Raw genomic sequence first — 12,537 nt, forward strand, 5'->3', positions numbered from 1 at the left:
AGGACACGCAATGGCAGCGGAACGCATGGTGGTCATCGGCGGCGACGCGGCGGGCATGTCCGCCGCGTCGGCGGCCCGGCGGATGAGGGGGCCGGAGGAGCTGGAGATCATCGCCTTCGAGCGCGGCCACTTCTCCTCGTACTCCGCGTGCGGCATTCCGTACTGGGTCAGCGGTGATGTGACGGAGCGCGACGACCTGATCGCCCGTACGCCGGAGGAGCACCGGGCACGCGCCATCGACCTGCGGATGCGCAGCGAGGTCAACAGGATCGATGTGGCCGGGCAGCGGGTCCGGGTCCGGGATCTGACCGACGGCACGGAGAGCTGGACGGGCTTCGACAAACTGGTCGTCGCGACCGGCGCGCGCCCGGTGCGGCCCGCGCTGCCCGGGATCGACGCGCCGGGCGTGCACGGCGTACAGACCCTCGGCGACGGCCAGGCGCTGCTGGACACGCTCGGCGCCACCGGGGGCAGACGCGCGGTGGTCGTGGGCGCGGGCTACATCGGCGTCGAGATGGCCGAGGCGCTGCTGAAGCACGGCTTCGAGGTCACCGTGATCCACCGCGGCGACCAGCCGATGGCCACGCTCGACCCCGACATGGGCCGGCTGGTCGGCGCGGCGATGCGCGGGATGGGCATCGAAACCGTCGGCGGTACGGCGGTCTCCGCGATCCTCACCGGCGACGACGGCCGGGTGCGCGCCGTGACCGCCGGGGACAACGAGTACCCGGCGGATGTCGTGGTGCTCGGCATGGGTGTCCAGCCGGAGACGGGCCTCGCCCGCGCCGCCGGGCTGCCCCTCGGACCGCACGGCGGGCTGCTCACGGATCTGTCGATGCGGGTGCGCGGCCACGAGAACATCTGGGCGGGCGGCGACTGTGTGGAGGTCCTCGATCTGGTCTCGGGATCGACCCGCCACATCGCCCTCGGCACGCACGCCAACAAGCACGGCCAGATCATCGGCGCGAACGCGGGCGGCGGCTACGCCACCTTCCCCGGTGTGGTCGGCACCGCCGTCAGCAAGGTCTGTGAGCTGGAGATCGCGCGCACCGGCCTGCGGGAGAAGGACGCCCACAGGGCGGGGCTCCAGTTCGTCACCGCGACCATAGAGTCCACCAACAGCGCCGGTTACTACCCGGGCGCCGCCCTGATGACGGTGAAGATGCTCGCGGAGCGCCGTACCGGCCGGCTGCTGGGCGTCCAGATCGTCGGCCGTGAGGGCGCGGCGAAGCGCGTGGACATCGCGGCGGTCGCGCTGACCGCCGGGATGACGGTGGAGCGCATGACGAGTCTGGACCTCGGCTACGCCCCGCCGTTCTCTCCCGTCTGGGACCCGGTCCTGGTCGCGGCCCGCAAGGCGACGGCGAAGGTGCGCGAGGCGGGCATGTGACGCCTCCCGCTCAGCGGGCGGTTCGGGTGTGTACGTACTCCACGAGGCGGGTCAGGGCGTCCGGGTCCATGTTCGGCAGCACGCCGTGGCCCAGGTTGAAGACATGGCCCTCCAGACCGGCCGCCGCGTCGAGCACCTCGCGGGTCTTGGCCTCCACCGCCTCGGTCGGCGCGAAGAGGACGGCCGGGTCGAGATTGCCCTGGAGCGCCTTGCCGGGGCCGACGCGGCGGGCGGCCTCGTCGAGCGGGACGCGCCAGTCGACGCCGACGACATCGGCGCCGGCCTCCCCCATCAGCCCGAGCAGTTCGCCGGTGCCGACGCCGAAGTGGATGCGCGGCACGCCCGGCGTGGCGACCGCGTCGAAGACCTTCGCCGAGGCGGGCAGCACGGAGCGGCGGTAGTCGGCGGGGGCCAGGGCGCCCACCCAGGAGTCGAAGAGCTGCACGGCGCTCACGCCCGCCTCGATCTGGACCTTGAGGAAGACGGAGGTGATGTCCGCGAGCCGGTCGAGCAGGTCCGCCCACAGTTCTGGTTCGCCGTACATCATCGCCTTGGTGCGCTCGTGGTTGCGGGACGGGCCGCCCTCCACGAGATAGCTGGCGAGCGTGAAGGGCGCGCCGGCGAACCCGATCAGCGGAGTCGGCCCCAGCTCGTCCGTCAGCATGCCGATCGCCTCGGTGACGTAGGAGACGTCGTCCGGGGTGAGAGCGCGCAGCCGGGCGAGATCGGCGCGGGTGCGGATCGGGTCGGCGATGACGGGACCGACGCCCGGCTTGATGTCCAGGTCGAGTCCGATGGCCTTGAGCGGGACGACGATGTCGCTGAAGTAGATCGCGGCGTCGACCTTGTGGCGCCGCACGGGCTGGAGCGTGATCTCGGTGACCAGTTCCGGCCGCATGCAGGACTCCAGCATCGGAATCCCCTCGCGCACCTTCAGGTATTCCGGCAGCGAGCGCCCGGCCTGCCGCATGAACCAGACCGGCGTGTGCGGTACGGGCTCGCTTCTGCACGCCTTCAGGAAGGCCGATTCGTACGTCTTCTTCTGCTGGCCCGAGGGGCGGTCAGTGGCACTCACGCCCAGAATCTTCGCATGTACGGGGAAGCGCTTGCCCCGGCCCGGGTGTCCCTCCCTGCGCGAAGCGCGCGTTCCGCCTACTCTTCCCCGCATGGCTGCGGCGCAGGGACAGTTTTCCGATCATTCCAACGGCACCGAGGAAACGGACGGTACGGAGGGGGACTCCGTCCCGTCCGCTTTCCGGCTGGCGGTCGAAGCGCTGCGGACGTCGCGGCCGCGTCCCGAGATCGAGATCGACCCGACGCCGCCGCCGAAGCGGCTCGCGCCGTACGCGTACGCCCTGGAGGCCGCCGTCGTCGACGGTGAGGACGACCTGGCGGACGGCCGCCTCGTCCTGCTGCACGACCCGGCCGGGCACGACACCTGGCAGGGCACCTTCCGGCTGGTGACGCTCGTACGGGCCGAGCTGGAGCCGGAAATGGCCGCCGATCCGCTGCTGCCTGAGGTGTGCTGGTCGTGGCTGACGGGCGCGCTGGAGGCGCGCGGCCTGTCGTACGGCGAGGCGAGCGGCACCGTCACCCGGGCCGGGTCGCACTACTTCGGCGGTCTCGCGGAGCGCCGGCCCGCCACCCAGATCGAGATCCGGGCGTCCTGGACACCGCGCGAGAATCTGGGCGGGGTGCCGGACTCGGCGGCGCACCTCACGGCATGGTGCGATCTGCTCTGCCAGGTCGCCGGTCTGCCGCCGCTCCCGCCGGGAGCTGTGCCCGGCACGGCCGACACCGCGACGGGCGCGGGCGTGGTGTCGCTGCCGCAGCGGCGCGGCCCGCAGGTGTCCTGATTTCGCCCCTCGGCCCGGGCACCGCCGGAGCCCGCCGTTCCGCGCCGGCCCCACGGTTCCGCCCGCCCCACCGGCCCGGCGGATGTCCTGAAACTTCCGTGTCTTTCCGGATCATGGCGTCCTGACACCCCTTCACGGCGCCCGGACCCGCGTTACCGCAGCGTGCCCGGGTCTTCCCGGCCTGCCCACGGAGCGGGTCCGGGCCGTAGGATGATCGAGCACCCGTCCGAATTGCCCGAATTGTTACTCACCAAATCGTGATCTTTCCCTAAAGGCGGGCGCGATTGCTGCCGAAGAGGTCAATGACCCTTCAAGCACGGTTCGCCCCGGCTTCATCCCCCAGAGCCGGCGCTGTCCCGCACCTTCCCAGGAGGCCTGGTGTCCGTTCTCCTCGAGCAGCCCGCAAGCCTGGTCGCCTACCGCCCGAACAAGCCGACGGCCATGGTCGTCGTGGCCGACCCACGCGTCCGCTCCACCGTCACCCGCCACTTGTGGGCCCTTGGAGTACGTGACGTCATCGAGGCGTCGTCCATCGCGGAGGCCCGCCCCCGCGTCGGCAACCCACGTGACATCTGCGTTGCCGACGTCCACCTGCCCGACGGTTCCGGGCTGACCCTGCTGTCCGAAACCCGAGCCGCGGGCTGGCCCAACGGCCTCGCCCTCTCCGCCGCCGACGACATCGGCGCCGTGCGCAACGCACTCGCGGGCGGCGTCAAGGGCTATGTCGTGACCGGTACACGTACGAACATCGGCCACCCCACCCGCCCCGGCGCCGCTCCCATCGGTGCCGGACCCCGTATGCACCGCCGTCCGCCGGGCGCCCCGAACCACCCCGGCGGCTACCGCGAGCTCTCCGGCCGTGAGGTCGAGGTGCTCAGGCTGGTCGCCGAGGGACAGTCCAACAAGGCCATCGGCGTGTCGATGGGGCTGTCCGCGCTGACCGTCAAGAGCCACCTCGCCCGGATCGCGCGCAAGCTCGGCACCGGTGACCGGGCCGGAATGGTGGCCGTGGCGCTCCGTACCGGCATCATCCACTGACCGCTTCTCATCCCTCACCGCCCGTCGACGGAACGTTCCGTCGACGGGCGCCGTCCGTTCACAGATACCCTTGACAGGTGACCGACGCCCAAGAGACCGCAGCAGAGCCAGCACTGCGAACCACCGGGGGCGCTCCCCCGGCCGACGTCGAACCGGCGCCGATCCCCTTGCTGGAGCCCCGCGAGGGCATTCCGCCGGTGGTCGCCACCGAGGAAGCACTCGCCGAAGTGATCGCCGCCTTCGCCGCCGGCACCGGCCCCGTGGCCGTCGACGCCGAGCGGGCCTCCGGCTACCGGTACGGCCAGCGGGCCTACCTCGTCCAGCTCCGCCGCCAGGGCGCGGGCACGGCCCTGGTCGACCCGGTCGGCTGCCCCGACCTCTCCGGCCTCGGCGAGGTCCTCGCCGACACGGAGTGGATCCTGCACGCCGCCACCCAGGATCTTCCGTGCCTGCGCGAAATAGGCATGATGCCCACCCGGCTGTTCGACACCGAGCTGGCCGGCCGGCTGGCGGGCTTCCCACGGGTCGGCCTCGGGGCGATGGTCGAGAGCGTCCTCGGATTCGCCCTGGAGAAGGGCCACTCCGCGGTCGACTGGTCGACCCGTCCGCTCCCCGAGCCCTGGCTGCGCTATGCCGCGCTCGATGTCGAGCTGCTCGTCGATCTGCGGGACGCGCTGGAGAAGGAACTGGAACGCCAGGGCAAACTCGACTGGGCGCACCAGGAGTTCGACGCCATCGCCTCGGCCCCGCCGCCGCCGCCCCGCAAGGACCCGTGGCGCCGTACGTCCGGCATGCACAAGGTGCGCAGGCGCCGCCAGATGGCGGTCGTACGGGAGCTGTGGACCACGCGGGACACCGTCGCGCAGCGGCGTGACGTGTCGCCCGGCAAGGTGCTGGGCGACACGGCGATCGTCGAGGCGGCGCTGGCCCTGCCGGCGAACGTCCACGCGCTCACGGCGCTGCCCGGCTTCGGCCACCGCATGGGGCGGCGCCAGCTCGAACAGTGGCAGGCGGCGGTCGACCGGGCCAGGACCCTGCCCGACTCGGAGCTGCCGCAGCCCGGCCAGCCGATCTCCGGCCCGCCGCCGCCGCGTTCCTGGGCGGACAAGGACCCCAGGGCCGCGGCCAGGCTCTCGGCTGCCCGCGCGGCGGTCTCGGCGCTCGCCGAGCGGCTGCACATGCCGCAGGAGAACCTGATCACACCGGACACGGTCCGCCGGGTCTGCTGGGAGCCGCCGCACGAGCCGACGGTGGAGAACGTCGAGGCGGCGCTCACCGCGCTGGGCGCTCGCGCGTGGCAGGTCGAGCAGGTGGCTCCGCTGCTGACGGGGGCGCTGTCGGCGACGGTCTGACCGGGTGGTCGGGGTGGGGGGTTGTGGCGCGCTGCCGCGGGCAGCCGACAGCAGAGCCGCTGGACACGCATTGAAGGCGGTCAGGGGTGGGCATGCTGGTTACCCGCAAGTAGCATGGGAGGGGAAGCGCGTCGGCAGGCGCGCGCCCGCAGCAGTGCCACCCCGCACCCTGGAGGAGAGCCATCGTGCCTCGTACCGTCAGGGATGTCGTCTTCGTCGACGGCGTCCGCACCCCGTTCGGCAAGGCGGGCCCGAAGGGCATCTACCACGAGACCCGCGCCGACGATCTCGTCGTGAAGGCGATCCGGGAGCTGCTGCGCCGCAACCCGGACCTCGACCCGGCCCGTATCGACGAGGTCGCCATCGCCGCGACCACGCAGATCGGTGACCAGGGCCTCACCCTCGGCCGGACCGCCGGAATCCTGGCCGGGCTGCCGCAGTCCGTCCCCGGTTATTCCATCGACCGCATGTGCGCGGGCGCGCTGACGGCCGTGACGACGACCGCCGGCTCCATCGCCTTCGGCGCGTACGACATCGTCGTCGCCGGCGGTGTCGAGCACATGGGCCGCCACCCGATGGGCGAGGGCGTCGACCCGAACCCGCGCTTCGTGTCCGAGAAGCTCGTCGACGACTCCGCCCTCTTCATGGGGATGACGGCCGAGAATCTGCACGACCGCTTCCCCCACCTCACCAAGCTCCGGGCCGACGAGTACGCGGTCCGCTCGCAGGAGAAGGCCGCCAAGGCGTACGCCAACGGGAAGATCCAGCAGGATCTGGTGCCGATCTCCGTCCGCCGTACGACCCCGGAGACCGGCGAGACCGGCTGGGGTCTGGCCACCGCCGACGAGCCGATGCGGCCCGGGACCACGCTGGAGATGCTGGCGGGTCTGAAGACACCGTTCCGTCCGCACGGCCGGGTCACCGCGGGCAACGCCGCCGGGCTCAACGACGGCGCCACCGCCTCGCTGATCGCCGCCGAGGACTTCGCGCGCGAGATGGGCCTGCCGGTCCGGATGCGGCTCGTCTCGTACGCCTTCGCGGGCGTCGAGCCCGAGGTCATGGGGTACGGCCCGATCCCGGCGACGGAGAAGGCACTGGCCAAGGCGGGGCTGTCGATCTCCGACATCGGCCTGTTCGAGATCAACGAGGCCTTCGCCGTCCAGGTGCTGGCCCTGCTCGACCACTACGGCATCGCGGACGACGACGAGCGGGTCAACCAGTACGGCGGGGCCATCGCGTTCGGCCACCCGCTCGCCTCCTCCGGGGTGCGTCTGATGACGCAGCTCGCGCGGCAGTTCGAGGAGCAGCCCCATGTCCGCTACGGCCTGACCACCATGTGTGTCGGCTTCGGCATGGGCGCGTCGGTCATCTGGGAGAACCCGCACTTCGACGGAGGCGCCAAGTGAGCACCGCAGAACTCCTGAAGAGCGCGGCCGAGCTGTTCCCCGACGAGGTCGTGACCCAGGCGCATGTACGCCATCTCGACCTGCCCGGAGGTGCCGGGCGCTTCGCGCTCATCACTCTGGACAACGGTCTGGACCACACCAAGCCGACCACGTTCGGCCCCCAGTCGCTGGCCCTGCTCGACGCCGCCCTCGACCAGGTCGAGAAGGAGGCGTCCGAGGGGACGATCGTCGGCGTCGGAGTCACCGGCAAGCCGTTCATCTTCGCGGTGGGCGCCGACCTCAAGGGCATGGAGCTGCTGAAGCGCCACGAGGACGCCCTCGCCATCGGCAAGGGCGGCCACGATGTCTTCAAGCGGCTCGCCACGCTGGCCGTCCCGGCGTTCGCGTACTACAACGGCGCCGCGATGGGCGGTGGTGTCGAGATCGGTCTGCACTGCCAGTACCGCACCGTCTCCGCCGCGCTGCCCGCGTTCTCGCTGCCCGAGGTCTTCCTGGGCCTGGTCCCCGGCTGGGGCGGCTGCACGCTCCTGCCGAACCTGATCGGGGCGGAGCGCGCGGTCTCGGTCGTCATCGAGAACTCGCTCAACCAGAACAAGCAGCTCAAGGGCGACCAGGTCTACGAGCTGGGCATCGCCGACGCGATCTTCGACGGCGCGGACTTCCTGGAGCAGTCACTGCTCTGGACCGCCGCCGTGCTGAAGGGCGAGATCCAGGTCCTGCGGCCCCAGGTCGACCGCGGCGACGCCTGGGACCAGGCCGTGGCGCGGGGCCGGTTCATCGCCGACTCCAAGGTGCACGGCGCCGCTCCGGCCGCGTACCGCGCGCTGGACATCATCGCCGCCGCCAAGGACGGCGATCTCCAGGCGGGCTTCGACGCCGAGGACCGGGCCCTGGCGGATCTGATCATGGGCGGGGAGGTGCGCGCCGGCATCTACGCCTTCAATCTGGTGCAGAGGCGCGCCAAGCGACCGGCCGGTGCCCCCGACACATCACTGGCGCGGCCCGTCACCAAAGTGGGGGTCGTCGGCGCCGGTCTGATGGCCTCCCAGCTCGCCCTGCTCTTCCTGCGCCGTCTGGAGGTCCCGGTCGTCCTCACCGACATCGACCAGGAGCGGGTCGACAAGGGCGTCGCGTACGTCCACGGTGAGATCGACAAGCTGCTGCTGAAGTCCCGGATCACGCCGGACAGGGCCAACCGTCTCCGGGGCCTGGTCTCCGGTGTGCTGGACAAGGCGGAGGGCTTCGCGGACGCGGACTTCGTCATCGAGGCCGTCTTCGAGGAGATGAGCGTCAAGCAGCAGGTGTTCGCGGAGGTCGAGGCGGTCGCTCCGGCGCACGCGATCCTCGCCACCAACACCTCCTCGCTGTCGGTCTCCGAGATGGCGTCGAAGCTGAAGAACCCGGAGCGGGTCGTCGGTTTCCACTTCTTCAACCCGGTGGCCGTCCTTCCGCTGCTGGAGATCGTGCGCGGTGAGCGGACCGACGACGCCTCCCTGGCCACGGCGTTCGGTGTGGCGAAGAAGCTGCGGAAGACGGCGGTGCTGGTGAAGGACGCCCCGGCGTTCGTCGTCAACCGCGTCCTCACCCGCTTCATGGGCGAGATCCAGAACGTCATCGACGAGGGCACCCCGGTCGCGGTCGCCGAGCGGGCCGTCGAGCCGCTCGGTCTGCCGATGTCACCGCTGGTGCTGCTGGAGCTGGTCGGCCCTGCCATCGGCCTGCATGTCTCGCAGACCCTGCACCGGGCGTTCCCGGACCGTTTCACGGTCTCCGAGAATCTCGCGGCGGTCGTGAACGCGGGCAAGCGCGGCTTCTACGTGTACGACAGCGGGCAGCCGGAGCTGGACCCGGAGGTCGCGGCGCTGCTCACCCAGGGGGATGTCGTCCTCACCGAGGAGCAGACCCGGGACCGCGTCCTGGCGGCGGTGGCGCAGGAGATCGGTCTGATGCTGGAAGAGGGCGTCGTGGCCGAGGCCCAGGACATCGACCTCTGTCTGATCACGGGCGCGGGCTGGCCCTTCCACCTCGGCGGCATCACGCCGTACCTGGACCGGGAGGGTGTCTCGGAGCGGGTGAACGGGAGGCCGTTCCTGGCGCCGGGGGTGGCGAGCGTCCCCGTGTGACCACGCGCGTGCGGGACGGCGGGGCCGGTACGGAAGCTGCTTCCGTACCGGCCCCGCCGTGTGCCGTACGGACCCGCGCGGCGGGGCCGGTCAGATCCGCCGCCACGCCTCCAGCGCCAGCCCCGGCTCGGCCTTCTGCCGGGCCACCCGCAGCGACCCGTCCGGGCCGACGGCCGCCAGCACCACCCGGCCCTGCCCGTCCAGGGCCAGGGCAGGCGCGCCCGCGCACGGTTCGCCGGTCGGGGTCCAGTGCAGACCGGCCGCCTCGTCCTCGGTCGGATAGGCGGCGATGGCGGGCCGGCCGTCGGCGCCGCGCTGGGCCAGGATGGTGCAGTCGTGGCCGTCGACCGGCGTGCGCAGCAGGGCGAGCGGGCCGGTGCCGGGGCCGCCCAGCGGTACAGGTGCTGTCCCCGGGCGCCAGGCGCGGACGGTGGAGTCCGTGGCGTCGCGCCAGTAGAACGTCAGCCGTCCTCCGCCGGTGAGCGCGGCGGTGACCGTGCCCGGTGAGACCGTCGCCGACGGCTCGTCACCGGCCCGCTCCAGCCCGGCGTCGGGCTTCTCGCGGCGCCAGCGCACCACGGTGTCGCCCGCCGGGGCCAGGATGTCGATCGCCCCCTGGCCGGTGACGGCGGCGGCCGTCTCGCCGGTCAGCAGCGTCCCTTCCGCGTCGGCCCCGCCCCAGGGTCCCCAACGGCCGGCCGGCGACTGGTTCTTGGCGGAGAGGCCGCCGTTCGCGTTCCGCAGGAACAGATGCACCGAGCCGGTGCTGTCCAGGACCGCCGACGGCAGGCCGATGTCCTGCCCGCGCTCGCGGTCCTTGCCGTGCGGATTGCCCAGCGACTGCCAGTCCCTGATCGGACGGCCCGTCTGGAACTGGACGGCGTGCACGAGATCCGTGTCGTCCGGCCCGTCCGCGCGCGGGCGCTTCCGCACACCCAGCAGATGGACGAAGCCCTCGGCGCTCCGGGCGACGGACAGGTACGGCAGGAGTCCGCGCGCGGCCAGCGGCTCGGGGCCCGCCCAGTCGGGGCCGCCCGGCCGGGTCTCCGTCCAGCGGAGCACCCGGTCACCGGTCGCCGCGTACGCCGTGAGCCTGCCGTCCTTGCCGCGCAGCAGCCAGCCGGTGGTCGCGGGGAGGGCGCTGTCCGGGGCGGGCGCGAGATGCCCGGGCCCTGGCTTCCCGCCCGTGTCCCGTGCCTCGCCCGCGCTCTCTCCCTGCCCCCTCGACGTCCGTCCGGACCGCGGTCTCATGGCCCACTGCCACCTTCCCGAGCGCAGGAAACTCAGAGGCCGATGATACGCGGCGGGGCTCGGCGGAGCCGGGGAGCTGCCCCGGGGCCCGCGCCGTGCCACGCTGTCCGGATGCGCACTGTGCTGATCGTGGACGCGGCGAACGTGGTGGGGTCAGTCCCCGACGGCTGGTGGCGCGACCGGCGCGGGGCCACCGAGCGGTTGCGCGACACCCTGGCGCCGTACGGCGACCGCGGAGTGGCGGGGCACCCGGGCCCGTTCGAGGTCGTCCTGGTGGTCGAAGGTGCCGCGCGGGGCGTGGAGTCCGTGCCCGGTGTCCGGGTCGAGCCCGCGTCCGGCAGTGGTGACGACCGGATCGTGGAACTGGCCGGGCGGGCCGCGGCGGACGGCCTCGGCTGTGTCGTCGTCACGGCGGACCGGGAGCTGCGCCGGCGGGTGGCCGCCCATGGCGCGGAGTGCGTCGGCCCCGGGGCCGTCCGTCAGTCCCCGGGCGAGCGTACGTAGAGCACCGCTCCGTCGACGGTCTGCGTCAGCGGCTCGTAGTGCCGGGCCAGCAGCTTGCGCAGCGTGGGCAGCCGCTCCGGGGCGAAGGGTTTCCCCCGGGAGTCGTCGACGATCAGAGCCGGCGGGCGGGCGCGCAGTTCGGAGACGAGCACGGGCCAGGTGCCGGCCACGCCGTATTTCTCGCCGACCTCGGGGCCGTCCCGGCCGCCGCTGTAGTTGGTGAGCAGACCGGCCGTCAGATAGCGGCTGGCGGGGGTCCGGTCCGCGAGCCAGTAGGTCTCCGGGTGTATGCCCCAGACCAGGACCCGGTCTGTGGGCGCTGTACGGGCCCGTACGGCGTCGGCGAGGCGCTGTACATGGCCCAGCTCCGGACGGGGCGCCAGAACGCCCCAGGAGAGGAACAGCGCGCAGATGCAGGCCGAGGTCAGCAGCGCGGACGCGAGCCGGTCGCGGGGCAGCAGCCGCAGCGCCGCCGTCGCCAGCAGTACGAGCGGCGGCAGGAGTTGCAGGAAGTAGTGGCCGAAGAAGTGGAAGCCGAGCAGGACGGCGGCGGCCGAGACGGCCAGCCACAGCCACAGATCGGCGGTGCCCGTCCCGGCGGAGGCCCGCGCGCCCGCGCCCGGTCCTTCCGTGCCCCTCCCGCCGCCGCGCAGGGTGCGCAGCAGCGGCGGGAGCAGCCCCGCGCAGGCGAGGCAGAGCAGGGCGGTGTTCGCCATGCCCCGGGAGAGCACATGGAGTTCGGAGCCGGTGAAGGTGGCGTACGCGCCGGAACCCGTCACCGTCCAGAAGAGAAAACCGGCCGGGGTGGTGACCAGCGCGACGGCCAGCACGGGCAGGACGAGCCCGGCGGAGAGGCGGGACAGACCGGCGCGGGCGGGCGACGCGCGCCACAGCAGCCACAGGACGGGGACGAGCACGGCGCCGCCCGTCTGCTTGGTCAGCAGCGCTCCGGCGACCGCCAGACCGGCGGCGCCCCAGCGGCCCCGGCCCGCGCACCACACCGCCGTGGCCGTGAACGGCAGCATGAAGACCTCGAAGGTGGCGGCCTGGGTGTCCTCGGGGTTGAGACCGATGGAGACAAGCAGATGGAGGACCCCGGCGGTGCGGCCCGCCCGGTCGCCCCAGCGGTCCCGGGCGGTGGCGGCGAGCAGCGCCGCGGTGCAGAGCTGGGCGAGGACCGCGAGGGCCTTCACGGCGCCCGCCGATTCGTCGCCGAAGAGCGCGAAGGTGGCCTCGTAGAGCCAGGGCAGGAGGGGCGGCTTCCGGTCGACGACCGTGTCGTACAGCGCTCCCCCGTCGGCCAGTATCCGTGCCTGGACGGCCAGATAGCCCTCGTCGGGGCTCCACAGCGGGTGGAGGAAGGACGGCAGGCGGGTGACCAGGGCCAGCAGCGCGAGGGCGGGGAGCAGCCGGCGCCAGTAGCCGGCGGCGCGGTCGGTCCGCCGGGTCCGGCGCGGAGCGGTGCGTCGTGGGGAGGATGCGTACCGAAGGGCGGACAGCGGCTCGACGAGCATGCCGCACAGTAACCGGCCCCGCTGTCCGCGCCGGAGCAGGACATACGGGGCCGGGGGGATGAGCCGCGTAACAATTCGCCGTCAGCGGGAGGCGCCCGCCCGG

At 72.7% G+C, this 12,537-nt stretch carries 10 protein-coding genes; 7 read left to right on the top strand and 3 right to left on the bottom strand.

The window, feature by feature from the left end; genetic code table 11:
- The first annotated feature begins 10 nt into the window (after positions 1–10).
- Positions 11–1,390, top strand: coding sequence for an FAD-dependent oxidoreductase (locus ABZ707_RS05775; protein WP_360168303.1), 1,380 nt, complete (start codon positions 11–13; stop codon positions 1,388–1,390).
- 10 nt (positions 1,391–1,400) lie between these two features.
- Here the strand turns inward: ABZ707_RS05775 and hemE are convergent, their stop codons facing one another.
- A complete protein-coding gene (hemE, locus tag ABZ707_RS05780) occupies positions 1,401–2,465 on the bottom strand; it encodes a uroporphyrinogen decarboxylase (RefSeq protein WP_360168306.1) in 1,065 nt (354 codons plus the stop codon).
- A 91-nt stretch (positions 2,466–2,556) separates the two neighbouring features.
- Between hemE and ABZ707_RS05785 the strand changes: the two genes are divergently transcribed.
- The 5 genes from ABZ707_RS05785 (at position 2,557) to ABZ707_RS05805 (ending at position 9,165) form a co-directional block, all read left to right on the top strand.
- Positions 2,557–3,246 (top strand): DUF3000 domain-containing protein, encoded by a 690-nt coding sequence (locus ABZ707_RS05785; protein ID WP_360168309.1) that lies wholly within the window; start codon positions 2,557–2,559, stop codon positions 3,244–3,246.
- Positions 3,247–3,624: 378 nt separating this feature from the next.
- Positions 3,625–4,284 carry a response regulator transcription factor gene (locus ABZ707_RS05790; RefSeq protein WP_360168312.1) on the top strand — a complete coding sequence of 220 codons (660 nt, stop codon included), beginning with the start codon at positions 3,625–3,627 and terminating at the stop codon, positions 4,282–4,284.
- 77 nt (positions 4,285–4,361) lie between these two features.
- Entirely contained in the window at positions 4,362–5,636 is a 1,275-nt protein-coding gene (locus tag ABZ707_RS05795) for a ribonuclease D (protein WP_360168315.1), read from the top strand.
- A gap of 185 nt (positions 5,637–5,821) precedes the next feature.
- A complete protein-coding gene (locus tag ABZ707_RS05800; RefSeq protein WP_360168318.1) occupies positions 5,822–7,042 on the top strand; it encodes an acetyl-CoA C-acyltransferase in 1,221 nt (406 codons plus the stop codon).
- On the top strand, positions 7,039–9,165 hold the full coding sequence (locus ABZ707_RS05805; RefSeq protein WP_360168321.1) for a 3-hydroxyacyl-CoA dehydrogenase NAD-binding domain-containing protein: 2,127 nt from the start codon (positions 7,039–7,041) through the stop codon (positions 9,163–9,165). The genes ABZ707_RS05800 and ABZ707_RS05805 overlap by 4 nt, the downstream gene beginning before the upstream one ends.
- 90 nt (positions 9,166–9,255) lie before the next feature.
- Here the strand turns inward: ABZ707_RS05805 and ABZ707_RS05810 are convergent, their stop codons facing one another.
- Entirely contained in the window at positions 9,256–10,416 is a 1,161-nt protein-coding gene (locus ABZ707_RS05810; protein ID WP_360168323.1) for a hypothetical protein, read from the bottom strand.
- A 111-nt stretch (positions 10,417–10,527) separates the two neighbouring features.
- On the opposite strand from ABZ707_RS05810, the gene ABZ707_RS05815 reads away from it, so the two are divergent.
- Positions 10,528–10,920: an NTP pyrophosphohydrolase gene (locus ABZ707_RS05815; RefSeq protein ID WP_360168325.1), complete on the top strand. Its 393-nt coding sequence runs from the start codon at positions 10,528–10,530 to the stop codon at positions 10,918–10,920.
- On the opposite strand, the gene ABZ707_RS05820 is transcribed toward ABZ707_RS05815, so the two are convergent.
- Entirely contained in the window at positions 10,896–12,434 is a 1,539-nt protein-coding gene (locus ABZ707_RS05820; protein WP_360168327.1) for a glycosyltransferase family 39 protein, read from the bottom strand. The genes ABZ707_RS05815 and ABZ707_RS05820 overlap by 25 nt on opposite strands.
- Positions 12,435–12,537: the final 103 nt, after the last annotated feature.

Source organism: Streptomyces sp. NPDC006923, assembly GCF_040635655.1.
Lineage (GTDB): Bacteria > Actinomycetota > Actinomycetes > Streptomycetales > Streptomycetaceae > Streptomyces.